The sequence below is a fragment of the Pseudomonas sp. ACM7 genome (assembly GCF_004136015.1).
In the GTDB taxonomy this organism is placed as follows: Bacteria; Pseudomonadota; Gammaproteobacteria; order Pseudomonadales; family Pseudomonadaceae; genus Aquipseudomonas; species Aquipseudomonas frigoris.
In genome coordinates this window covers 6,487,928-6,510,964 of sequence record NZ_CP024866.1, presented here as the reverse complement: position 1 = coordinate 6,510,964, position 23,037 = coordinate 6,487,928, and the positions used below count along the sequence as shown (strand labels likewise).

The 23,037-nt window shown below is 56.2% G+C and carries 21 protein-coding genes and 1 pseudogene; 5 read left to right on the top strand and 17 right to left on the bottom strand.

Annotation, left to right across the window (positions count from 1 at the left end; genetic code table 11):
- Positions 1 to 47: 47 nt before the first annotated feature.
- The 12 genes from CUN63_RS31135 to CUN63_RS31080 form a co-directional block, all read right to left on the bottom strand.
- Complete coding sequence (locus tag CUN63_RS31135) at positions 48 to 935, bottom strand: DUF4231 domain-containing protein (RefSeq protein ID WP_129444957.1); 888 nt, start codon at positions 933 to 935, stop codon at positions 48 to 50.
- Complete coding sequence (locus tag CUN63_RS31130; protein WP_129444956.1) at positions 935 to 2,641, bottom strand: toll-Interleukin receptor; 1,707 nt, start codon at positions 2,639 to 2,641, stop codon at positions 935 to 937. The genes CUN63_RS31135 and CUN63_RS31130 overlap by 1 nt, the downstream gene beginning before the upstream one ends.
- A gap of 102 nt (positions 2,642 to 2,743) precedes the next feature.
- Positions 2,744 to 3,541, bottom strand: a complete 798-nt coding sequence (locus tag CUN63_RS31125) for a toll/interleukin-1 receptor domain-containing protein (protein WP_129444955.1) — start codon at positions 3,539 to 3,541, stop codon at positions 2,744 to 2,746.
- Positions 3,542 to 3,781: 240 nt separating this feature from the next.
- Positions 3,782 to 4,084 (bottom strand): fructose-bisphosphate aldolase, encoded by a 303-nt coding sequence (locus CUN63_RS31120; protein ID WP_129444954.1) that lies wholly within the window; start codon positions 4,082 to 4,084, stop codon positions 3,782 to 3,784.
- A gap of 680 nt (positions 4,085 to 4,764) precedes the next feature.
- A complete protein-coding gene (locus tag CUN63_RS31115; RefSeq protein WP_129444953.1) occupies positions 4,765 to 4,983 on the bottom strand; it encodes a PLD nuclease N-terminal domain-containing protein in 219 nt (72 codons plus the stop codon).
- 191 nt (positions 4,984 to 5,174) lie between these two features.
- Positions 5,175 to 6,590, bottom strand: coding sequence for a cytosine permease (locus tag CUN63_RS31110; protein ID WP_129444952.1), 1,416 nt, complete (start codon positions 6,588 to 6,590; stop codon positions 5,175 to 5,177).
- A 536-nt stretch (positions 6,591 to 7,126) separates the two neighbouring features.
- Positions 7,127 to 8,275: an acetylornithine deacetylase gene (gene argE / locus CUN63_RS31105; RefSeq protein WP_129444951.1), complete on the bottom strand. Its 1,149-nt coding sequence runs from the start codon at positions 8,273 to 8,275 to the stop codon at positions 7,127 to 7,129.
- The gene (locus CUN63_RS31100; RefSeq protein ID WP_129444950.1) at positions 8,272 to 8,949 is read right to left on the bottom strand and encodes a DUF1028 domain-containing protein; all 678 of its coding nucleotides are present in this window, start codon (positions 8,947 to 8,949) and stop codon (positions 8,272 to 8,274) included. The genes argE and CUN63_RS31100 overlap by 4 nt, the downstream gene beginning before the upstream one ends.
- A gap of 164 nt (positions 8,950 to 9,113) precedes the next feature.
- Entirely contained in the window at positions 9,114 to 9,530 is a 417-nt protein-coding gene (locus tag CUN63_RS31095; protein WP_008027166.1) for a RidA family protein, read from the bottom strand.
- 21 nt (positions 9,531 to 9,551) lie between these two features.
- Entirely contained in the window at positions 9,552 to 10,862 is a 1,311-nt protein-coding gene (locus CUN63_RS31090; protein WP_129444949.1) for an NAD(P)/FAD-dependent oxidoreductase, read from the bottom strand.
- Between the two features lie 160 nt (positions 10,863 to 11,022).
- Positions 11,023 to 12,297: a flavohemoglobin expression-modulating QEGLA motif protein gene (locus tag CUN63_RS31085; RefSeq protein WP_129444948.1), complete on the bottom strand. Its 1,275-nt coding sequence runs from the start codon at positions 12,295 to 12,297 to the stop codon at positions 11,023 to 11,025.
- 228 nt (positions 12,298 to 12,525) lie between these two features.
- Entirely contained in the window at positions 12,526 to 13,068 is a 543-nt protein-coding gene (locus CUN63_RS31080; RefSeq protein ID WP_129444947.1) for a DinB family protein, read from the bottom strand.
- Positions 13,069 to 13,220: 152 nt separating this feature from the next.
- Between CUN63_RS31080 and CUN63_RS31075 the strand changes: the two genes are divergently transcribed.
- A complete protein-coding gene (locus CUN63_RS31075) occupies positions 13,221 to 13,700 on the top strand; it encodes a VOC family protein (protein WP_129444946.1) in 480 nt (159 codons plus the stop codon).
- Positions 13,701 to 13,718: 18 nt separating this feature from the next.
- Here the strand turns inward: CUN63_RS31075 and CUN63_RS31070 are convergent, their stop codons facing one another.
- Positions 13,719 to 14,144 (bottom strand): hypothetical protein, encoded by a 426-nt coding sequence (locus tag CUN63_RS31070; RefSeq protein WP_129444945.1) that lies wholly within the window; start codon positions 14,142 to 14,144, stop codon positions 13,719 to 13,721.
- A 199-nt stretch (positions 14,145 to 14,343) separates the two neighbouring features.
- Here CUN63_RS31070 and CUN63_RS31065 point away from each other — a divergent pair, with 199 nt between their 5' ends.
- From CUN63_RS31065 to CUN63_RS31055, 3 genes are read left to right on the top strand one after another with little or no spacing between them, the layout of a single operon-like run.
- Positions 14,344 to 14,715 (top strand): PH domain-containing protein, encoded by a 372-nt coding sequence (locus CUN63_RS31065; RefSeq protein ID WP_046049313.1) that lies wholly within the window; start codon positions 14,344 to 14,346, stop codon positions 14,713 to 14,715.
- Positions 14,716 to 14,750: 35 nt separating this feature from the next.
- Entirely contained in the window at positions 14,751 to 15,416 is a 666-nt protein-coding gene (locus tag CUN63_RS31060; protein ID WP_129444944.1) for a DUF2268 domain-containing putative Zn-dependent protease, read from the top strand.
- A gap of 40 nt (positions 15,417 to 15,456) precedes the next feature.
- Entirely contained in the window at positions 15,457 to 15,879 is a 423-nt protein-coding gene (locus CUN63_RS31055; protein ID WP_129444943.1) for an HD domain-containing protein, read from the top strand.
- A 175-nt stretch (positions 15,880 to 16,054) separates the two neighbouring features.
- Here CUN63_RS31055 and CUN63_RS31050 read toward each other — a convergent pair whose 3' ends face one another.
- The 3 genes from CUN63_RS31050 to CUN63_RS31040 form a co-directional block, all read right to left on the bottom strand.
- On the bottom strand, positions 16,055 to 16,963 hold the full coding sequence (locus tag CUN63_RS31050) for an alpha/beta fold hydrolase (protein WP_129444942.1): 909 nt from the start codon (positions 16,961 to 16,963) through the stop codon (positions 16,055 to 16,057).
- Positions 16,964 to 17,078: 115 nt separating this feature from the next.
- Positions 17,079 to 18,755, bottom strand: a complete 1,677-nt coding sequence (locus tag CUN63_RS31045) for an MFS transporter (protein WP_129444941.1) — start codon at positions 18,753 to 18,755, stop codon at positions 17,079 to 17,081.
- 189 nt (positions 18,756 to 18,944) lie between these two features.
- On the bottom strand, positions 18,945 to 19,736 hold the full coding sequence (locus CUN63_RS31040; RefSeq protein WP_129444940.1) for an NAD(P)H-dependent oxidoreductase: 792 nt from the start codon (positions 19,734 to 19,736) through the stop codon (positions 18,945 to 18,947).
- A gap of 85 nt (positions 19,737 to 19,821) precedes the next feature.
- Between CUN63_RS31040 and CUN63_RS31035 the strand changes: the two genes are divergently transcribed.
- The gene (locus CUN63_RS31035; protein WP_129444939.1) at positions 19,822 to 20,715 is read left to right on the top strand and encodes a LysR family transcriptional regulator; all 894 of its coding nucleotides are present in this window, start codon (positions 19,822 to 19,824) and stop codon (positions 20,713 to 20,715) included.
- Positions 20,716 to 20,719: 4 nt separating this feature from the next.
- On the opposite strand, the pseudogene speF reads toward CUN63_RS31035, so the two are convergent.
- Positions 20,720 to 22,903, bottom strand: a pseudogene (speF, locus tag CUN63_RS31030) (ornithine decarboxylase SpeF).
- Positions 22,904 to 23,037 lie beyond the last annotated feature (134 nt).

Below are 23,037 nucleotides of genomic sequence, written 5' to 3'. Positions count from 1 at the left end.
TGGAGTATATGTCGTCGAGCTCGATGAGGAATTTACGATCTCTACGTTTATCTAAATAACGGCTGTCTTTTTGCAGTCCATTGCGTGTGCTCACGAGAAAATAAATTTTCCATCTCGTTAACAAACCGCTCCAATTCGAGAGAAGTTTTAAGTGAATGGACTAAATCTCTAGCCAGACTGATCTCATAAGCCGTTAATTCATAAGCTGCAGTTAACTCGGTATATTTTTTAGTTTGCATGCACGCTATAAGGGAACTTGAAAGCGCAATGAGTAAGTCCGTAGGCAACTGCGCATTTCCCCTTAACTCGTTGAAATAGGAAAAAACAACCGCCCCCGCGCTGACAAAGCATGACAAGGCAAAAATAAACTTAGCAAGAGTTTTGTTTGCCTTCGCCTTGCGTTTGTACCAGCTAAGCTGCGACCCAACTCTATTAACTACGTAAAATTTTGTCTTTTCTTCCAATGTAAGTTCTCTAATAAGAAGCATCTGAAGCGTGGGCTCCGCAGGCAATTGATAGCCTGCGCTGAACCCATCAACGGAGTCACTCTCCATACAGGATTCACGCACACGTTCCGCGAAAATACTTGAATCGGTCTCATCAGAATTTCCAAATGGGCCCGCTTTGTAGCAAAAACGCCAACTTAACGTTTTTATCGTTTCAGAAAGGGATCGACTAGCATACCAAGCCCTTTCCGGTTTAATCAGTCCCAAATAAACCAATATTGAAAAACCACAAATCAATATCAACGTCTGATTAAATTGAAAATCAAGAATGCCTATTTTGAACTTACTCAAGAACGCGGCCGTAACTAAAAGCGCCAAGTTCAAAAAGATCAAGTAGAAATGGCATTTTTGAGCAAGCTTTGACTTGTTGCTAACTAGCTTCTGCAATTCCGGATAAATGATAAGCGGAGCTTTGTTTGTTGAGACCATTAACGTTTAACCTCTAGCATTTTTACATTTTTGTTAAGGTCCTGGAGCTGAAGTCGTTCAATGGGGACATTAAGGCAAGACGATATTTTTTGCTTATCCTTATAATCTACGGGAAACATATAAACGTGCTGTATCACTATCTCTTTTAATATCCTATCGCATACAGCGTTCGCCTTGAATTCCTCTGCCAGAGCGCCCAACGCCTTAAAATCAATTTTCTTATGAAAGTCGAGTGTTATGGCTTGATTAATTATTTTAATTGCTGGGCTTGAAATTTCATTTTCCAGACTTTTATAGATTTCTTCCGCTTCAGCACATCCGGTAGATGTGGCCATCTTTTTCAAAACGGCATAAATGGCAACGAATGTCATGGATAAGAAAGTGCTTTTCGCTTCCTTTTCAATTGCTAAATTTGTTTGCAGTGGATTCTGTCGCATTTCCAGAGAGATTGTCTGAATCACTCCTTCCTTAGCCATATCAGACAGTTCAATAAAAAATTGCAAAAATCTCAATCCACAACCATAAGTCTCTCTCAAGAGATGGGTCATCTCATCTCTATTAAGCGACGCATGTCTATTTCGAATAATTTGCCCAATAAGCTCAGAACCCTTGAATACCTTGTTAACATTTGCGAATAAACTATTGGATTCTTCTGGATCTTCATCCGGCTGTGACTCATTGGGTTGAGACTGTTGTTCCGAAAAGTGATATTCGTCCTGCGCTTCATTTCGCTTCAACCGCTCTTGCTGAACCACACGCTCATTCATTACTAGCTTAGGAATTTCTTTTAAAAAATCATCCAAGAAACTTAAATCCGCAGCATCGAGGGTTGCTAATCGATTTTCCGGAAATAAGGCCATCAACGATAGTTGTATTTCGTCAAGAATCCATGCATCTTTCGTGTGGTGGGTTATGAATATTATTATATTGGCGTGGTCCTCTCTGTGCAGTCCATCGAGGAGTCGTGTTATTTCTTTCTTTATTTCGGGGTCTTTGCCAAAAGTATCCGCAATTTTTTTTGCAGCAAAGAAGTAGTAAATATAAGGATATTTGAAAGATATTTCATCATCTACTTGCTGTAATAAATGGCAACTCACAAGATCGCTTGTGACTTTGTCTCGGTCCACACTTAGGTACTTTTTCTCGTATTCGGAGAAAAATCTTAATAGTCCGTCTGAAGTTAGTGGGTTACTATCATTTGTATATTGTGCCCAAGCAAGCTCTGCAAGCACATTGATATATTTATCTATCTCTTTGGACTTGATATGAATCTTTTCAAGCGCTTGATAAACTAGATTTTGATAACAGTGACCATGCGAGGTCATTTCTAAGCGCTGTGAAGTGTACGCCTCCAGCATCTGTAATACGGATAATATAAAAATTGGTTTTGAAGGAACAACATTCTTTCGGATGATGGCGTCGATTCTGATCTTGATGTCATCCGCGTCTCTGAACAAGTCGGAATCATCAATCTGCTCCTCCCGCCCTAATGCTACCCATCTTTCAATCAACTGAGTCCGTTTCACATTTCCGAAATCATGAATACTCATCACTTGAAATGTATCTAGAGACGTGTGGTCAGGCATCACGTATCGGAAAGTGTCTTTCGCAAAGATAACTACTTTTGCAAACGCGCCTTGTACATATTCTACAAGCTGATTAATATACTTCTTGTTAAGTGTAATTAGATGAAAGTCATCGAGCAATAGGATTGCCCGTTTGCCATTTTTTTCAAGACCACCTAAAGGCTCGGAATACTGCTCTGCAATTCGTTTTTTGATTAATTTGTCTACAGCAGATGAGACAATTTATTTTCCGCTCAAGTAGACCGGAAAATAACCTTCGCTCAGGCTTTCTCTGAATATGAACTTGGCGAGCGAAGTCTTACCTGCTTGCTCTTCGCCAATAACTACAGTCCCGTCAAAGTCATCAAGAATCCTCCTGTAGTTCACTACTCGTCTGACTTTGCTGAAGTCACCAATTTTTAGCGTAAAATCCGGCGGAACATATATATCGCTCAATTTAACTTTCGGTACCAATCTATGTACCAATGCTATCTCTGTATCATCAAGCCAATTGATATGTGTTTCTGAAACTTTTAAGATTTCACTTATTAATTTGGTCATAGTTTTTACCTCTGGCAAGGTCTCTATTGACTTTCTCAAACCTTCAACTACATCAAGCCAAGCGAGATCTCTATCCTCCCAAGATTTTATAGGCTTCTTGTCAGTAGGCAAGAATTGGATTTCTGCAAGCAGAGAGTTCTTTACGTCTGTAGCTCGAACATAAATTGGGACAATTAATGCGACACCTTCACTGTGCATCTTTAGTGCTTGTGTCATTTCCACATCAACACAGTAGTCGGAATTAATAAAGTCTGAGCTGATTAGAAAAATAATGACTTGAGTATCTTTTAGATTTTTATCTATTTCTTCGCGCCATAACTGGCTTGCACTGATATCGCGATCAGTCCAGGTTGATATTTCGTTATTGCGTACCATATTTGCAAATGCTTTTACTAGCTCATCTCTAAAACATTCGTCTTCATGACTATAACTAACAAAAACCTTAACTGGTGAACGCATTAACAATTCTTCCTTAAACATGTTTTCGCTTAAATATTTGCAGCTATTTCTGCTGCTCTCAGCCCTGCAACGCTACTATTTTGCCATTAGTCTGTCCATAGACGTGGCAATGATGGCTCCCGCTCACTAGACGGGATCGGTGTAGTGGTCTAATTTCCCCAGCCCCCCGGTAGGTGGAAAATATCTACCGAGGAGCTTTTTAATGACCGACAAACGCCGTTTCATGGAAAAAAAACCGCAGTAATGCGGTTTTTTTGCGATTTAACTCGGGCACTGGGTCTTTGGCACATCAAACCCACGCTGCTCAATCACCCGAAACACATCGCTCACATCCTGGATCATGATCCGGGCGATGTTAGTGACGGTGTTGATGTCGTTTTCGGCGTAGTCGGGGAGGCTGGTGCAGGCCATGAGGTTGAGGTACTTGAGGACGGCGCTAAGGCGTTCGCTGACGCAGTTGTGGAGTTCGCGGAGTGGGGCGTCGCTGTCGATGAGGAGGACGGGGTAGTCGGTGGCGAATTGGGACATGGGGGTGAAGCGGCGAGGCGGATTGTTCATTGTCATTGGATAAGATTCTTTATGAAGGGAATGAACTGCCACCTTTTTGCTGCGAAACAAAATGGGTGGCAACTGTGCGCGGGTTCGCAGACCAGGAAAGAATCAAACCCGGCAGACTCGAAAGTCTCCCACGCACAGCCGCCATAAACTGCGACGCAGGCGAAGCTCGCCTGGGTGTCTTATGACGGTGCCGGCTGATTCTATTCTGTAGGGCTGCGAAACCCAATCGCTAACTGCGGTCAGCGACGCGTCGAATATAGGCGTCGATTTTCGTGGCTGCAAACGGGTGTGTAGGACGTAAATTCGGGTTTTGTGGTTAATGGCGGAGCTTGTATTCGGCTGAGAAACAATCGGGAATCAGAAGTTGTTTAGTGTCAGGTGGACCTTGCGTGGCGGGTTTGCGGCTGCTGCGCAGCCGAACGCAGGCTTCGCCAGCTGCTACAGGGGTTGGGCGTTGTTTAACTGATCGGCAGGGTTTGGGTCGGCTTCGCCGCCCAGCGGGAGCAAGCTCCCTCGCCACAGAGGGTGGTTTCCTACAAGATTTTCGGATCGGAAGATCAGAAGATTTTGGCTTTCGGTGGCTTCCACGCTGATCTAATGACTGGAAACAACAAAGCCCCGAATCTTTGGGGCTTTGTTGTTTGAGTTTGCGCAGTTCTTGAATCCTTACCGCACACCCTCCGACGTCATTGTCTGGCCTGCGGTGAATGCGGGTTGGGATCAGTGTGTTTCGGTCCCGTCAATGCCCACGCTATCAGCCCGAACAGCGGTACAAACACGATTACCACTATCCACAAGAGTTTGTTGCTCGATTTGCCTTCGGCTTTGCGCACCCTGTTGATCGCCCATAACTCGACCAGCAAAAGAATTGCTGTGAGTGCGATCCAGATTGTTTCGGTTTGCATGAGTTACCTCCTGATGGTCATTCAGTTAGGTGAGTGGGTGTGGGCGGGGTTCATTAAATTTTGGGGTTTTGTGGGGCGGGCGGGTAAAGCGAAAACGGGTTTGCTCGCGAAAGGTGTGACAGTCGACATGGATGTTGACTGTCAGGGCCTCTTCGCGAGCAGGCTCGCTCCCACAGGGGATTGGGTTCCAATTACAGACTGGTGGCCAGTTTCCCTCTCGACAACCGACGCTTATAAGCACTGTCCCGATTCGCCAGCCAGAAATACAACGGCGAAGTCACCAACAACCCCACTAGCCAGGACAGGTCTGCGCCGTTGATATGTTCGGAAATCGGCCCGACATACAACGGCGTATTCATAAACGGAATCTGCACCACAATCCCGATCGCATACGCCAACAGCGCCTGCGGGTTGTACCGCCCATAAATCCCGCCATCGACCTTGAAGATCGAGTTGATGTCGTACTGACCTTTATGAATCGCATAGAAGTCGATCAGGTTGATCGCGGTCCACGGCACCAGCACCACGAGCAGCACCAGCACCATGTCGACGAAGTGGCCGATGAAGTTGGCGGAGGCGCCGACGGCGGCGAAGCAGCAGGCGGCGAGGACGATGACCGAGAGGACGGCGCGGCTTTTGGCGGTCGGGATCCAGCGGTAGGCGAAGGTTTGGATCAGGGTGATCAGCGACAGCACGGCGCCGTAGAGGTTGAGGGCGTTGTGGCTGATGACGCTGAGCAGGAACAGCACGAGCATCAACGGGCCGATGGAGCCGGTGGCGAGTTTGACGGCGTCCATGGTGTCCATGCCGACGGGTGTGGCGAGGACGGCGACGGCGCCGAAGATGAACGAGAGGCTGGAGCCGAGCACGGTGCCCAGGTAAGTGGTCCAGAACGTAGCGGCCACGGGCACGTTGGCCGGCAGGTAGCGCGAGTAGTCGGAGACGTAGGGCGCGAAGGCGATTTGCCAGAGCGCGGCGAGGGAGACGGTGGCCAGCCAGCCGGAGATGTTGAAGCTGCCGCGGGTGAGGAAGTCGGCGGTTTGTACGTGGGTGAAGATGTAGCCGAAGCCGAGCACGATGCCGGCGCCGAGTACCCAGGTGCCGATGCGGTTGAGCACGTGGATGAAGCGGTAGCCGATGATGCCGATGATGCCCGAGCCGAGGGCGCCGATGACGATGCCCACGGGCACCGGGACGCTGTCGACCACGCCATGCAGCGACTTGCCGGCGAGGACGATGTTGGAGGCGAAGAAGCCGATGTACATGATGCCGGCGATCAGCACCACCAGCAGCGCACCGAGGGAGCCGAACTGGGCGCGGCTCTGGATCATTTGCGGAATGCCCATCTGCGGGCCTTGCGCGGAGTGCAGCGCCATCAGCACGCCGCCGACCAGATGGCCAACGAGTATGGCGACGATGCCCCACACCAGGTTCAGGTGGAACATTTGCACGCCGAGGGCGCCGGTGACGATGGGCAACGGCGCGATGTTGCCGCCGAACCAGAGGGTGAACAGGTCTCTGGTTTTTCCGTGGCGATCTTCGGGGGGCACGTAGCCGATGGTGTGTTTTTCGATAAGCGGGGCGGAAGTTGTTGCTGCGGTAACCATGACGGACTCCAAGGCAATTTGAGTACGTGGACGTACTTCGGTGAGCGCCGCACGGGGGCGACGCTTTTCTTGTTGGAGTTGATGATGTGCGGTGGGGAGTGAGAGATAAATTAGTAAGTTTGTGGGTATAAACGTTAAAAAATGTATGTCGGGTGGGGAGGGTGTGATGGCTGGTTTTACGGCGTCCGCGCGGGGGAAGACGGGGTTGAATGCCAGTCAGTGGATGGGCACAAAACCTGTGGGAGCGAGCTTGCTCGCGATGAGGGCCTGACAGTCAAAATTGATTTGGCTGACAGACCGCTATCGCGAGCAAGCTCGCTCCCACAGGAGGTTTTGGCTGTTCAAATTCCTTCGCGATTCAGGGCCTGCCGGATTGTTAAAACACCACGCAATGTGTAGCAGCTGGCGAAGCCTGCGTTCGGCTGCGAAGCAGTCGTAAACCCTGCGCCCGCGGTTTTTCTGAGGCACCGCGTCGTTGGATTTTGCGACTGCTTCGCAGCCGAACGCAGGCTTCGCCAGCTGCTACAGGGATTGGGTTAACAGATCGATAGCAGCATTCGTTGCAGCATGGCGTCGCAGGCGGTGAGTTGTTGGAGGCTGACGAATTCGTCGGGTTTGTGGCCTTGATCCATGCTGCCGGGGCCGCAGACGACGGTGGGAATGCCTGCGGCGTCGAATAGACCTCCCTCGGTTCCGAAGGCGACGGTGCCAAACTCCCGTGAACCCGAAAACGCAGCAATCAACTCAGCCGCTTCACTCTGCGCATCGGTCGCCAACCCGGGGTACGCCGACAACTCGCTGAAGCGAATCTCGCTCTGTTCACTCACCGCACGCATGCGCGGCAAAACTTGTTGCTCGGCGTAGGCCTTCAGTTTCTGCGCAACCTCACCCGGATCATGCGAGGGCAGGGCGCGAATTTCGAAATCGAAGCGGCAATCGGCGGGGACGATGTTCAAGGCTTTGCCGCCGGAAATCACACCGGTTTGCACCGTACTGAACGGCGGATCGAAACGCGCATCGTGATGCTCGGGCGCTTTGAGTCGGTTGCCAATCCGCCCCAGTTCACCGATCAGTTCGGCGGCGTACTCGATGGCATTGACTCCGAGTGGGGCGTACGCCGAATGGCACGCTTCACCGTGAATATCGCAGCGCATCGCCAGTTTGCCCTTATGGCCCAGCACCGGTTTGAGCTCGGTCGGTTCACCAATGATGCAGAGCATCGGTTTGACCGGGCGTTTTTCCAATTCCGACAGCAACGAACGCACACCGAGGCAGCCGACTTCCTCATCGTAGGACAGCGCGATGTGCACCGGCACCCGCAGCATGGCTTTCACCAGCGACGGGACCAGCGCGAGTACACAGGCGATGTAGCCTTTCATGTCCGCGGTGCCGCGACCGTACAGCTTGCCGTCGCGCTCAGTGAGTTCGAACGGCGCAACGGTCCACGGCTGGCCGTCGACGGGCACCACGTCGGTGTGCCCCGACAGCACGATGCCCGGCCAGTCCGCCGGGCCAATGGTTGTGAACAAATTGGCCTTGCTGCGCGGCTCGTTGTAGACCAGCTCGCAAGGCACGTCGAAGCGTTCAAGGTAGTCGCGGACGAACTCGATGAGGTGCAGGTTTGATTCGCGGCTCGTGGTGTCGAAGGCCACCAACGTTTTCAGCAAATCGAGGCTGTTGCTCATCGATCGTCTCCGGCGACACCGTAGCGGGGGGATTTGTCGGGGGCCAGGGCGCGGTCGATGTAGTCCTGAACCTGTGGGCGATAGGCGTCCCACAATTTCTCAAGCTGGCCGATCGGGTCGTGATCCGCCCAGTCCACCCGCAGGTTGATGATCGGCCAGGTCAACTCGCCGACCACCACCACCGCCGCCGAATGCACCGGCCCGGCTTCGCCGCCAGCGGCGATTGCCGCTTTCATGGCCGCGAGCAAGCGGTCGGTCAGTTGACCCTCGCCATGTTCGAACGCCTCGACCATGGCCTCGATCACTGAACGGTCCGCCAGCATGTTGCCGGCAGCGACGCATTGATCGCCGGACACGGCGTTGTGGTTGCCCAGGGTTTGCGAACCGCTGAAATGCGCGGTGCGGCCGAGATGGTCTATCGCCGTGATCTGGCGATATTGGCTGTAGCCGTTGCGGGTCAGGACCTTGTCCAACGCCTCGGCCGGTGTAAGGCCTTGTTCCATGAGGGCGAGGGCTTCCGGGCCGAGTGACGGCAGGGTGATGTTTTGCGTAGAGACGGCGCCGACACCTGGCAGCAGCCAGGGGCAACGGGCGCCGACGGCGATGCTGGAGGAACTGATCGCAATGCCGAACTGACCGGTTTCGGGGCAACGTGCTGCGATGGAGAAGGTCATGGTTTTGCTCCTTGTATTGCCTTGGCGAAATGGATGTCTGGGCGGGCCCCTTCGCGAGCAAGCCCGCTCCCACATTTGATCTGCGTCGTACATAAATCTGTGTCCACTGGAGATCTACTGTGGGAGCGGGCTTGCTCGCGAAGGCCGCGACTCGGTAAACCTGCTTACTCAGGAATCACCGCAATCACATCAATCTCCATCAACCACTGCGGCTGCCCCAGCGCCGAAACCACCAACCCGGTCGAGATCGGAAACACGCCTTTGAGCCACTTGCCCACTTCCTGATACACCGGCTCGCGGTAACGCGGATCGATCAGGTAAGTGGTGGTTTTCACGATGTGGCTCAAGTCGCTGCCGGCTTCTTCCAGCAACTGTTTGACGTTGCGCATGGCTTGCTCGGTTTGCGCGCGTGGATCACCGAGGCCTACCAGGTTGCCTTCGAAATCGGTGCCGACCTGACCGCGAACATAAACGGTGTTGCCGGCCCGGACGGCCTGGCACAGGTCATTGTCCAGGCTCTGGTTCGGGTAGGTTTCTTTGGTGTTGAACATGCGAATGCGGGTATGGGTTGGCGTGGACATTTGAAGCTCCTGAAGAAGAAATTAAGCACTAACCGTTGCTTTATGGACGGCCGGGACGGTTTCAGCCTCGCGTTGCGCGGCATCGTGGTAGTCGAGGTATGAACGCTGGATGGCGATGTGGTCAGCCACGTACTTGGCATCGTGCCAAACGCCCCAGATAAACGAAGACCCGCGACGCGACTGCCACGGCAGGCCGAGGAAATACACGCCAGGCTCGCTCGACACGCCGCGTTGATGCTGTGGCTTGCCGTTATCGTCGAAGGCATCAACCTTGAGCCAGCTGTAATCCGTGGCAAAACCGGTGGCCCAGATGATCGAGGTCACGCCGGCCTTGGCCAGGTCGAGCTCAAGGATCGGGTTAGTCACACATTCCGGATCGGGGAAGGTAATGCGCGCTTCAGGCTCTTCCGGCAGGCCCAGGCCATTGCGCTCGATGTAGGCGTCAGCCGCGTTGAGCAGCGCCAGATAGTTCTCGTCACCGCGCGCCAGGTTCTCGGCAAGGTTCGGTTGGAAAGTCGCTACGCCGCCGTTGAACGATTGGGTCAAACCCACCAGCGTCATGCCGCGATGGGCCAGCCCACGGAAGTCCACCGTGCGGCCGCCATGTGCACCGCTGACCGCGATGGTCACGTGTTCCCGGCCGGGTTTCATGGCCGCCTGATCCCATTCGCCGAGCACACCCAACCACCAGCAGAAATCACGGTTGCGATAAGCGCGGGGAGGGCGATCGTGTGCGCCGACCGAGAGGTAAACCTTCTTGCCGGCACGCTGCAGTTCATCGGCGATTTGCACGCCCGACGAACCGGCGCCGACGACCAGAACAGCGCCTTCGGGCAGTTGCGCTGGGTTGCGATAGTCGGCGGAGTGGATCTGCAGGAATGGCTGATCTTTCGGCGCGATCGGCGGGATAACCGGACGCTGGAAAGGCCCGGTGGCAGCCACCACGCGGTTGGCCTCGATCACGCCCTCGGAGGTTTCAATGGTGAAGCCCGGGCGACCGGCATTGCGCTCAACCTTCAGCACGTCCACGCCGGTGCGGATCGGGGCGTTGAATTTCTTGGCGTAGGCTTCGAAGTAGTCGGCGACCCGCTCTTTCGGGGCAAAGTCATCGGGGCTGAGGTCGTCGAAATCGAGACCGGGAAAACGGTCGTGCCAGGCCGGACCGTTGGCCACCAACGAATCCCAGCGGCCGGTGCGCCAGCGTTCGGCGATACGGTTACGCTCCAGCACCAGGTGCGGCACGCCAAGTTTGCTCAAGTGTTCACTCATGGCCACGCCAGCCTGACCGGCGCCAACTATCAGCGTATCTGTTTTTATTTTTTCAGTGGTCATCTCTATACCCTTCGAAGTTGGATTTAGGTCGGTAACGGCCTGCCATTTCTTGGGGTCAAGACTAGGGATCACCCTGGTATCGGTAAAATATTATTAAGCTGGCATTTGAGTATAAATAACTGATGCAGAGCGTTTGGTTCGGTGGCTCTCCCTTTAAACGCTAGGCGCTGGCATCGGCTTCATGCTCGTCGGCGAAGGCCATGAGCACCTCCAGATCGAGTACATCCAGCTTGATTCGGGAAATAAAAGCGGAGAAGGCCAGGTTGGCGGCGAGCAGACGCAGATCGCAGGCCCAGGCCGGGACATGGACCGGCCCCTGGAGCCAGCCGGACTCGAAGAGCGGGGCCAGGCGCACGGTATCGCCCAGACTGAGGCGCCCGGCGAACAAATGGCCCACCAGTTCCGGCCGGTTGTCGCGGATCGCGATGCGCAACAGGGTATGCACGCCGAGCAAACCGGTCAGGTAGGCGGCATCCTTGGTGAACGCCGAACCGCCGCGCAGGTCGGCGCCGCGGAAAACCCGCTGGGTCGAGCGGAAGGACTCCTCTTGCGACTGACCGGCGGCGAGAAAGCCTTCGAATACCTGAATGAAGTCGGCGCCATCCAGCGCCTGCTGGACCGCGAGCACGCGCAGGGCGAGGCGGCGAAGGCGGTTAATGTCCATGCTACCGGTGAACAGCTCGGCCAGGGTGGCGATGCCCTCCTGGGTCTGGGTCGTGCGTGGTGCCCCCAGGCCCAGGCTTTTCAGGTTGGGTTGCAGGGCGCCGTTTTGTGCCGTGGCGACATGCACGAAGGCCTCATGCTGCAACAGCTGGTTCTTGTCCAGTTCCGAGAACAGCGCGCTGGCACGCAGGCGGATGCGACTGGCCCCGGCGATGGCCTTGGCGGCCAGGGTCGGATCGAGCACGACGGTGATCCGGCCCGGTCCGAAGAAGCGGTCTAGTTCCGGCTGCATCCAGGCGGCGAAGACCTCGGCCGGGATTTCTGCCGGGCACGGTGGAATCCGCGCACCGCCCAGAAGGGCGTCGGTGGTCTTGAGGAAGAATTGGGCCGCGTCCAGCATGCTCAATTTCTGGCTCGAGTAATAGAAGTCCGGGCGCCGGTACAGCGCTGACGAATACTGAGTAAAGGCGGGTGTACCGATGGCACCGAGCATATGCCCCGCCGTCGCATAGCTGCGCGCCGTCATGGCGAGGTGGCGCCCGGCCGGATGGCCCTCATCGCAGCGGCCGATAAAGGCTTCGAGGGCGGCGATATCGGCGCTGTGGTCGTGCGGGCGCAGCTCGACCTTGGGCAGTTCTGCCTGCCCGGCGCGCCAACGTGCCAGGAATACTTCCTCGACCCCATCCGGCCAGGCCAGGGCATCCAGCACGCGGATCTTGCGGGCCAGACCGGGCAGGGCGGCATCGAGCTCGGACAGGGGAGTGGCACTCACAGACATCACCTTGGGAGACGAGGTTCGTCGCAAAAGTTTAGTCGTTGTCGATGCATCCCGTTGTGAGAGGTCACGCCTGAGCTGTATCTATTGGAGTGAAAAGGCTCTCTGGTCAGGTATCGATTCACTGGAAGCTCTGGAGCTGCGAACTCTCGACGATGGACGGCTTGCGACAGAAGACCAGGCCAAAAGTCTGCCCAATGATCAGGTGCCTGGTGACGAGTTTTTTTATACGCAGGATTGGGATGGAATGAGAAAGACTAAATCTGTATCAACTATGTCAATACCAGCCTGTGAAAGCAGCGTAGTAACCTGGCCACGGTGATGGGTTTGATGGTTGAAAAAATGCATGACCAGGCTGTAAAAATCCTTATCGGACACTACACCTTTCATGCTGGCGTAATGGAGAGTGTGGTCCAGATCGGACTCTGTAATAGAGTGAGCCCATTCGACAATTATCTGATCGAGTCTCTCTCGATGCACTGAGAGCTCTGGAATAGTAGAGAACAACAATTGGTCGAGGCTTTTCGGATCGCAAAGTTGCCTCACCGGCTCCAGTGCCGAGTGGTCCGCTGGATGCTTGGCGAATCGCTTTAGCCACACAGTGTCTCCGATCGCCACGTGGTTTAGCGTCCCGAGAATAGATTTGAAGAACGCTTTTCTATCGGCTGAGAGCTCATCATCGGACAAGCAACTGGTTGCCCCATAGATCTTTGCGTTCATCCATTTGTTATAGGTCGCCATCAGGCAGATGTGTTCGGTGCGGCTCATGTGTTCATCCTTTGAGTATGTGTTCGCACTATCCATGCGAGGCCGGGATGTTATCGCCTCCAATGCGGAGCAGCTACTGAAGAGTAGCCAAAGCCGTGCCGCTGAATGCGCTGCTAAAATGCACGAACCCATTCCGATTCTGGAGAACCAAGATGATCAACAAAAACACGATTTGTCTGTGGTACGACGGCACCGCGTTGGATGCAGCGACGTTCTACGCCGAAACGTTTCCCGACAGCGCTGTGGGAGCTGTCCTTCGCGCGCCCGGCGACTATCCGGCAGGCAAGCAGGGCGATGTCCTGACAGTCGAGTTCACGGTGATGGGCATCCCTTGTCTCGGACTGAACGGGGGCTCGGCGATCAAGCACAACGAGGCTTTTTCGTTCCAGGTTGCGACCGACGACCAAGCCGAAACGGACCGCTTGTGGAACGCGATTGTCGGGAATGGCGGCCAGGAAAATGTATGCGGCTGGTGCCAGGACAAGTGGGGAGTGTCATGGCAGATCACACCACGTGTTCTGACCGCCGCGATAACCAATCCTGATCAAGCAGCGGCCAAGCGCGCGTTCGACGCCATGATGGAGATGGGAAAGATCGACATCGCTGCGATTGAAGCGGCTGTTAAGGGTTAACCAACGCTGCTGGGGGGACTACTGCGCTTTCCAGTGACCACCACCCGACTCGCAATCAATTTTCGCCTGACTCAAATGCTCAGCGCCGTAGTAATACGTAGTGACCTGAGCATTGTTCGGAATATTCAGCGATGTGCTGTTCTTGTCTTTGCTGGTGGAGTGAGGATTGGCCAGCGATTCTTGCGTCAACGTGGCGATGCAAGTGGCCTGAGAATGATCGGCGCACTGTTCGACTTTTTTCTTGGTACTGGCCAGCATGTCTTTGCTCTCGTTGCTGCATGACCAATTGATGGCGTTCACCGGCATGCCTTCGTACTCATAGCAGCTATGCGTTTCGACCACCGGCACGGAAGGGCTTTGAGAGCGGGTCAGCACGTCACAGCCTTCAGCCATGACCAGGGTGGGACTCAGGCTGGCAAGCAGAAGCAGCAGTCTACTGTTCATCGGGATTTCCTCTCCAATGGCGCCTTGTTTGATCAAAGATCAGCGCTGATAGGGTTTCGAAAACGCGATGAGGCGCGGGGTTCCATTGGTTTTTTAGATCCGCTGTGGGAGGGGGCGCAAAAAGCGCAGGCCCGATGGTATGCTCGCCGCGCCACGCGCTGGCAATCCAGGGAACACTCTTTAAGGAAGGGGATGGCGGATGATCGATTTCAACAACAAAGGCTTTTTCAAACTCAAGCAAAACAACGAGTACGCGGAGCGAGTCACCGCGCTGCTGCTGGACGGCGAGCAGGTCATTGATGCCTATAAATCCATGCGCGACGGCGTGGTGTTTACCAACAAACGAATCATCGCGGTGAACGTGCAAGGCATCACCGGCAGCAAAAAAGATTTCACTTCGTTGCCTTACAAAAACATCGTCGCTTACTCCGTGGAAACCTCGGGCACCTTCGACCTGGATTCTGAGCTGGAAATCTACTTCTCGGCGCTGGGCAGAGTGAAGTTTGAATTCACTGGGAGGACGTCGATGGTCGAGATTTCCAAACTCATCTCACAGCATCTGTTGGGCTGAGTTTTTAGGCTCCGTGACAGTTTTCAGAGGTAACAATGGACGCATGGACACTGCATTGGCTGGAAGCCTCGGGGAGCCTTGCTGAACTTCGCTCCGATTTGATCGGCGAATTTGACGCCGCTTACAAGACGGTCTCCCGTCTGATTACGCCTGCGCGACTTGATGTGTTGATCCAGCGGCTCCCTGGCGAGACCATTCCTGAAATGGGCCTCTTGGGGCGCGCTTATCGAAGCTCAATGTTCACGATGACCATCGATCCAGACAACCCGAATTTTTTGCCCAGCCTGCGCACGGGCACGCTGCATCGACAAATCGTCCATGAGGTTCATCATTGCCTGCGCATGGCGGGGCCTGGTTACGGTTGGACGTTAGGTGAAGCCTTGGTCAGCGAGGGACTTGCCGGACAGTTCGTCCGGCATTTGCTCGGCAGCGACCCAGAGCCTTGGGAGTGTGCCGTTACCGACGCCGATCTGCTTCGCTTCCCGGTAGACCTGAAGACCCTTGAGTCCACGCATTACAATCACAGTGAGTGGTTTTTCGGTTTTGGTGCTCATCCGAAATGGCTTGGCTATACGCTTGGTTACGAGATGGTTGGGCGCTGGCTTGCGTCAGTGGGCGAAATCGATGCTGCAACTTGGATCAACGTGCCTGCACACGATATTTTCGCCTCAGCGCTTGAGGAAGGCATTGTGGTGCTCTGACCCAACGACCGTTAAGGCATTCAAGCCTGGGAGCTGCAAGATGACTCAAACACTGGAACGCGCCATTGCCATCGCCGCCACTGCGCATGAGGGGCAGGTCGACAAGGGCGGTAGCCCTTACATCCTGCATCCGCTGAAAGTCATGCTGCGGGTCACGACGCTGGAAGAACGCATCGTCGCGGTGCTGCATGACGTGGTCGAAGACTGCGGCATCAGCCTTGATGACCTGCGCAAGGAAGGGTTCAGCGAAGCCGTACTGACGGCCATCGAATCGGTCACCAAAGTGCCGGGGGAGTCCTATGAAACCTTCGTCGAACGCGCGGCGCAGAACCCGATTGGCCGGGTGGTGAAACTGGCGGATCTGGAAGAGAACAGCGACTTGTCGCGAATCGCGCAGCCGTCGTGGGAAGACCTGGAACGCATTGAAAAATATCGGCGGGCGATTGGCGTGTTGCGTTCCTGACGAGCCATTTCCATTGCGCCTAGCACTGTGTAGCAGCTGGCGAAGCCTGCGTTCGGCTGCGCAGCAGTCGTAAAACCTGAATACACGGTTTTCCTGAAACATCGCGTTGCCTGACATCACGACTGCTGCGCAGCCGAACGCAGGCTTCGCCAGCTGCTACACAGTGCGGGTTGCATTACTGCGCAATAAAGTCGCGAATCGCTCGAATGGTCTGCGTTGGCGCTTCCTCCATCAGCCAATGTCCCGCCCCCGGAATGACCACCTGCGTCACAGTGTCCGCTGCATTGCGCATCACGATCGCTTCATTCTCCGCAAAGGATTTTTCCCCACCGACGGCCAGCACCGGCATCGTCAGCCGCGTCGCCATCGACGCTTCGTTGTCCACCGCGTCCTGACGAATGCTGCGGAACTGGGCGAAGGCCGCGTGCATGGCGCCGGGTCGGGCATAGAGCTTGGCGTAATGCTGACGGGTGGCTTCATCCACTTTGGTGGGGTCGCCCGCGAACTCGTTCCAGAACCGGTCCAAGTAGATGCGCTCACGACCGGCGACCAGGCGTTCGGCATCCGGTCCGCCGAAGTCGAAGTGCCACAACATCGGTGAGCGGACAATGTCGTTCCAAGGAGGAATGCCCGGCACGGGCGCATCCATCACCACCAGGCGGTCGGTCAGCTGCGGATAGCGCGTGGCGTAGGCGAAGGCGACCATGGTGCCGATGTCGTGGCCGATAACCACCGAGTGTTCGATACCCAGCGCTGCCAACAGCGCACGGATGTCGCCCGCCTGGGTCTTCTTGTCGTAGCCGCTGTCCGGGATCGACGACAAGCCCATGCCGCGAAGGTCCGGCACGACGACGATGTGATCCTTGGCCAGATCGGCGGCCAGTGGCGCCCACATGTCGCCGGTGTCGCCGAAGCCATGCAGTAGCACCACGGCGGGCCCCTTGCCGCCGACGCGCACATGGAGCGTGACGCCTTCGACCGGGATGTCCTGAACCCGAAAGGCGGCAGGAAATGGCGTCACCCCGGCCTGTGCCGGGATGCTGAGCGCAAGCAGCATAAAAGTGATTAACAGGATGCGGATCATGATGGTGCCCCCAATCAGTGCGCGGGGAAGGAGCCCCGAAGCCATTTTGATGAGCGTAGACCGTTTGATCGTCTCCGGATTGCCCTCTCCCTCGCGGGAGAGGGCAGGTGCCAGCCTAGGTGTGATGAATTTCCCGATCCTTGGTTTCCGGCATGAAGAATATGCCAAGAATGGCCGTCATCACGGCGATGACGATGGGGTACCAAAGCCCGTAGTAGATATCACCCGTGGCCGCGACCATGGCGAACGCCACCGTGGGCAAAAAGCCGCCGAACCAGCCGTTGCCGATGTGGTAGGGCAGCGACATCGAGGTGTAGCGGATGCGCGCCGGGAACAGTTCCACCAGCCAGGCGGCGATCGGGCCGTAGACCATGGTCACGTAGATCACCAGGATGGTCAGGAGCAGAAGCACCATCGGATAGTTGGTCTTGGCCGGGTCGGCTTTCTCGGGGTAGCCGGCGTCTTTGAGCGCGGTGCCGAGGGAGGCGGTGAAGGCGTCGTTCTTGGCCTTGAAGTCGGCGGCCGGCATGCCGGTGCCCTCGAAGCTCTGAATCACCTTGTTGCCGATGCGGACCTGCGCGACGGCGCCAGGCTCAGCTTTCTCGTTCTTGTAGGGGATGGCCCTCTTCGCCAGCACCGTCTTGGCGAGGTCGCAGGAGCTGGTGAATTTGGCCTTGCCCACCGGGTCGAACTGGAACGAGCACTGGTTAGGATCGGCGACCACTGTCACCGGGTTCTTCTCCTGCGCGATGAACACGTCGGGGTTTCCGTATTGGGTCAACGCATGGAAGATCGGGAAGTAGGTCAGCGCCGCGAGGATACAGCCGGCCATGACGATGCCCTTGCGGCCGATGCGGTCGGAGAGGCTGCCGAATATGACGAAGAACGGCGTGCCGATCAGCAGGGAGCCGGCAATCAGTAAGTTGGCGGTCTGCGGGTCGATCTTCAGCGTCTGCAGCAGGAAGAACAGCGCATAGAACTGCCCGGTGTACCAGACGACGGCCTGGCCGGCAGTACCGCCGAGCAGGGCCATGATCACGATTTTGAGGTTGTCCCAGCGGGCGAAGGATTCGGTCAGCGGCGCCTTGGAGGACTTGCCTTCGGCTTTCATCTTCAAGAACACCGGCGACTCGCTGAGTTGCAGGCGGATGTACACCGAGACGATCAGCAGCAGGATCGACAGCAGGAAGGGAATCCGCCAGCCCCAGGCCTCGAAGGCTTCGGTGCCGAGGATGGTGCGGCAGGCGAGGATCACCAGCAGCGAAAGGAACAGACCGAGGGTCGCAGTGGTTTGAATCCACGAAGTGAAGTAGCCGCGCTTACCTTTCGGCGCATGTTCGGCCACGTAGGTCGCCGCGCCGCCGTACTCACCGCCCAGGGCCAGGCCTTGCAGCAGGCGCAGGCTGATCAGAATGACCGGCGCTGCCACCCCGATGGTCGCGTAGCCGGGCAAAAAGCCCACTACGGCCGTGGAGATACCCATGATCACGATGGTGATGAGAAAGGTGTGTTTGCGCCCGATCATGTCGCCCAGTCGGCCGAACACGATGGCGCCGAAGGGGCGTACCGCGAAGCCCGCGGCGAACGCAAGCAGCGCGAAGATGAAGGACGTTGTCTCATTGACGCCGGCGAAGAAGTGCTTGGCGATGATCGCAGCGAGGGAGCCGTAAAGGTAAAAGTCGTACCACTCGAACACGGTACCCAGGGACGAGGCAAAAATGACCTTGCGCTCCTCCTTGGTGATCCCGTGGTGGGGCGCGCTGCCCGTGGATGTGTTGTCGATTGCGGCCATGAGTCTTCTCCGTCGTTCTTGTTGTAGGCCGGAGTACCTCACTACCTTTTTTGCCGCACCCAGGCCCTGGGGCTGATGTCGTCGGATTACGGATTGCGCGAAGCATGCACACAGGCTGACGGCCTCGCATCGCTGCAAGGTTTCCTGAAGCATAATCGGCTTCGCGCAGATATCCACTCGCCATCACGCTCAACCCCGGGCTGATTCCCCAATGTGAGCCGCAAAACCGAATTCATCCGCAGCAATCTCATCGCGCAAGGTCAGTTGCGGAATCTCATACGCCCCCGAATTCTGCGGACGAAACGCGATGGGCTGCGTCGTCCAAAGGTCATCCAGCCGCTGCCCAAGTGAGTCACACGTCGCTGAAAAGCGTGCGTCGTCCATTCGGCCAGTGCGATAGATCATGAACGGTGGCAGCACGTCGAAACCGGGGTAAAACAACACGCCGTGGTGGATCGGGAATAGCAGGTCGTCGATCGGGCCGTTGATCCCCCTCGGGCTGTAATGAGACTCCCAGCCGCCGGCAGTCACGACCAGCATCGCCCGCTTGCCCGCCAGCGTGCCTTCCCCATAACGGTCGCCCCAGCGCGCGTCGGAATGTTCCCCCACGCCATAGGCGAAACCATAGGCGTAGACCCGTTCCACCCAGCCTTTGAGGATCGCCGGCATCGAGAACCACCACAGGGGAAATTGCAGAATCACCGCGTCCGCCCACATCAGCTTCTCCTGCTCACACGCGATGTCGTGTTGTTGCAGGCCTTCTGCGTACGCACGCTTGGAGTCCAGCGACGGATCGAAGCGCGAGTTGGTTGGCCGGCCGAGGCTGTCATCGGCATCCAGCGAGGCTTTCCAGTTCATCGCGTACAAGTCTGAAACCTGGACCTGGTGGCCGGCAGCTTCCAGCCGTTCGATGGCGAAGTCTTTGAGCGAGCCGTTCAAGGACTTGGGTTCAGGGTGGGCATAAACGAGCAAAACATTCATCACTGAGTCTCCGGTGTCTGGAGGCTGCAGGATCGGACGTTGATCGGTATATTGGAAATGAATAACCAATATGCCAGGTATTGTGATGAATAATCTGCGGCGCCTGGACATCAACCTGTTGCTGACCCTTGATGTCCTGCTTTCGGAACACAATGTGACCCGCGCGGCTCACCGTCTGAATCTGTCGCAACCGTCAGTGAGTGTGCACCTGGCGAAGTTGCGCGATATTTTCGGCGATCCGCTGTTGCTGCCGGGCCCACGGGGCATGCGGCCCACCGCCCGGGCCGATGAATTGCGCGAACCGCTGCGCCAGGCACTGGAAGCTCTGGAGCGCGCCGTGTCGCCCGCGGACGCTTTCAACCCGGCCGAGGCGCAACAGACGTGGAAGGTCATGGCGTCCGATTACGGCGAGTCGACCATCCTGTTGCCCGCATTGGCCGGGCTGCGCTCGGCAGCACCGGGCACGCGCCTGGCGGTGTTTGACCTGGTGCCGCCACGGTTGGCCAAACAAGCGGAGCAGGGCGCCATCGATCTGGCTTTTCATACCCGCGAGGACTCGCCACCCGGTTTGCATCGCCGGGCATTGTTTACCGAACGCTATGTGCTGGTGGGGCGTGCCGACCATCCGCGTCTGCAAAAGCGGCCGACACTGGCGCAATTCTGCGAGCTCGATCATGTGATCCTGTCGCCCGACGGCGGCGGCTTTCACGGCACCACTGACAGGGCGCTCGCTGAAGTCGGGCTGACGCGTCGGGTCGTGCTGTCGGTTCCGCATTTCCTGTTTGTCCGCTCGGTGCTGGAGAGCACGGATCTGGTGGCGATGCTGCCAGCACGGCTGGTTCGTGACGTAAACGGGCTGGCGGTGTTCGAGCCACCGCTGGAGGTGCCGGGTTACGAGATGAGCATGCTCTGGCCGGAGCGCTGCCATCGCGATCCGGCGCATCAGTGGTTGCGGGCGTTTATTGTGGGGGCGGTGTGAAGACTCAAGTCTTGATCACGTACCCATAGGCTCGAATGCGACCACCTTCTTGTTTCAAATACACGCCCTGGAGTTCCGGCGTGAAGCCAGGCAGTGAGTTGATACCTTCCTCCAGCGCCAGGAAGTACTTGAGCACCGCACCGCCCCATATTTCCCCGGGCACCACGCAGAGCACGCCGGGTGGATAGGGAAGGGCCCCTTCGGCAGCGATGCGACCCTCCGCGTCCGCCAGCGCCACCAGTTCGACGTTGCCACGGATGAATTCGAACTGTGCTGCCTGCGGGTTCATCGCCTTTTTCGGGAAGTGTTCTTTGCGGAACATTGCCTTCTGCAATTGCTGGACGTTGTGGGTGCGGTAGAGGTCGTGCATCTCCTGGCAGAGTTGGCGAATGGTGTAGTTGCGATAGCGCTCCTGATGCGTTGCATAGATGGCCGGCAACACCCGGCTCATCGGTGCGTCATCACTGATGAAGCGTTCAAAGCGTGCGATCTGTGCGGCGAGATGCGTCATCTTTGCCCAGTCTTCGGCAGGGGTGAGCAGGAACAGAATCGAGTTCAGGTCACACTTTTCCGGAACGATGCCATTCTCGCGCAGGAAGTTGGCGAGGATGCCGGCATGGATGCCGAAGTCGGTGTAACTGCCATCGACCGGGTCGATGCCTGGCGTGGTGAACAGCAACTTGCAGGGGTCGATGAAGTATTGCTTGTCGGCGTAACCACTGAAGGCATGCCAGCGATCCTTCGGATGGAATTCGAAAAACCGGATGTCGTTGGCGATGTCCTCAGTCGGATGGTCCTGCCAGGGGCGACCGTCAATGGTGTCCGGCACGAAGGGGCGAACCATGGTGCACGCTTCCAGAATCAATTTGCGCGCGTCGATGCCGAACTTCACACAGTCTTCCCACAGGCGCAGGCCACTGCGGCCGGAATGGATGCGCGCGTTCACATCCAGTGAGGCGAACAGCGGGTAAAACGGGCTGGTAGAGGCTTGGGCCATGAAGGCGTTGTTCAGCCGTGCATGGTTGCAATAACGGGCCTGGCCTTTGATATGGCGATCTTTCTTGTGGATCTGCGACGCCTGGGAAAACCCCGCCTGCTGTTTGTGCACCGATTGAGTGACAAAGATACCGGGGTCGTTCTCGTGCAGATCCAGCAGCAACGGCGAGCAATCCTTCATCATCGGGATGAACTGTTCGTAACCCACCCATGCCGAGTCAAACAGGATGTAGTCGCACAGTTTGCCGATGCGATCGACGACTTGTCTGGCGTTGTAGATGGTGCCGTCATAGGTGCCCAGCTGAATGATCGCCAGACGAAACGGCCGTGGCAGTTGGGCCTTGTCCGGTGCCACTTCGCTGATGAGTTCGCGTAGGTAACCTTCTTCGAAACAATGGGCGTCAATCCCGCCGATAAAACCATAAGGGTTGCGCGCGGTTTCCAGGTAAACCGGGGTAGCCCCCGCCTGGATCAACGCACCTTGGTGATTGGATTTGTGGTTGTTTCGATCGAACAGCACCAGATCGCCAGGCGTGAGCAGCGCATTGGTGACCACCTTGTTAGAGGCCGATGTGCCATTGAGCACGAAGTAGGTCTTGTCGGCGTTGAACACCTGCGCCGCGTGTTTTTGCGCCTGAAGTGCCGGGCCTTCGTGGATCAGCAAGTCGCCGAGCTTGACGTCGGCGTTGCACATGTCGGCGCGAAATAGAGTCTCGCCGAAGAAGTCGAAGAACTGCCGGCCAGCCGGGTGTTTGCGGAAAAACTGGCCGCCCTGGTGGCCAGGGCAGGCGAACGTAGCGTTGGCCGATTCGGTGTAGTGCTTGAGCGCGTCGAAGAAGGGCGGCAGGAGACTTTCTTAATAGGCTTTTGCCGCGGTCTCCAATTGGTTGCCATGGTATTCGGCGTTATTGCGCGAGGGGTCAAAAATGCCATTCACCTGAAGCAGCACATCTTGCAGGTGCTTGTAGACGTCCCGGGCGCGGTTGCCGGAACCGGGAGAGGCGACGAGAAAAATGGGGATATCGAAACCGGTACGCTGCAGGGCGTCCAGGGCGCCCGCCATCACATCCTCCACAGAGAACACCGCAACCGCGACGTCGGTGTAGTCGGTTTGATTGAGCGGGATCACTTCTCGGGAGGTCTGGAAACAATCGAACGCGGAATCACTGGCGGCTATTTTCAGGGCTTTCATGCGGGGAATCTCCTAGCGGACAGTCACTTGTCGGCTTTTTTCAAGAGATCAATTTAGCGAGGGCGCCTTCAAGGTTCCCTGATCCAAATCATGTCGCCACTGGTTATAGACCATGCGGGGAAGGGTTACGGCTT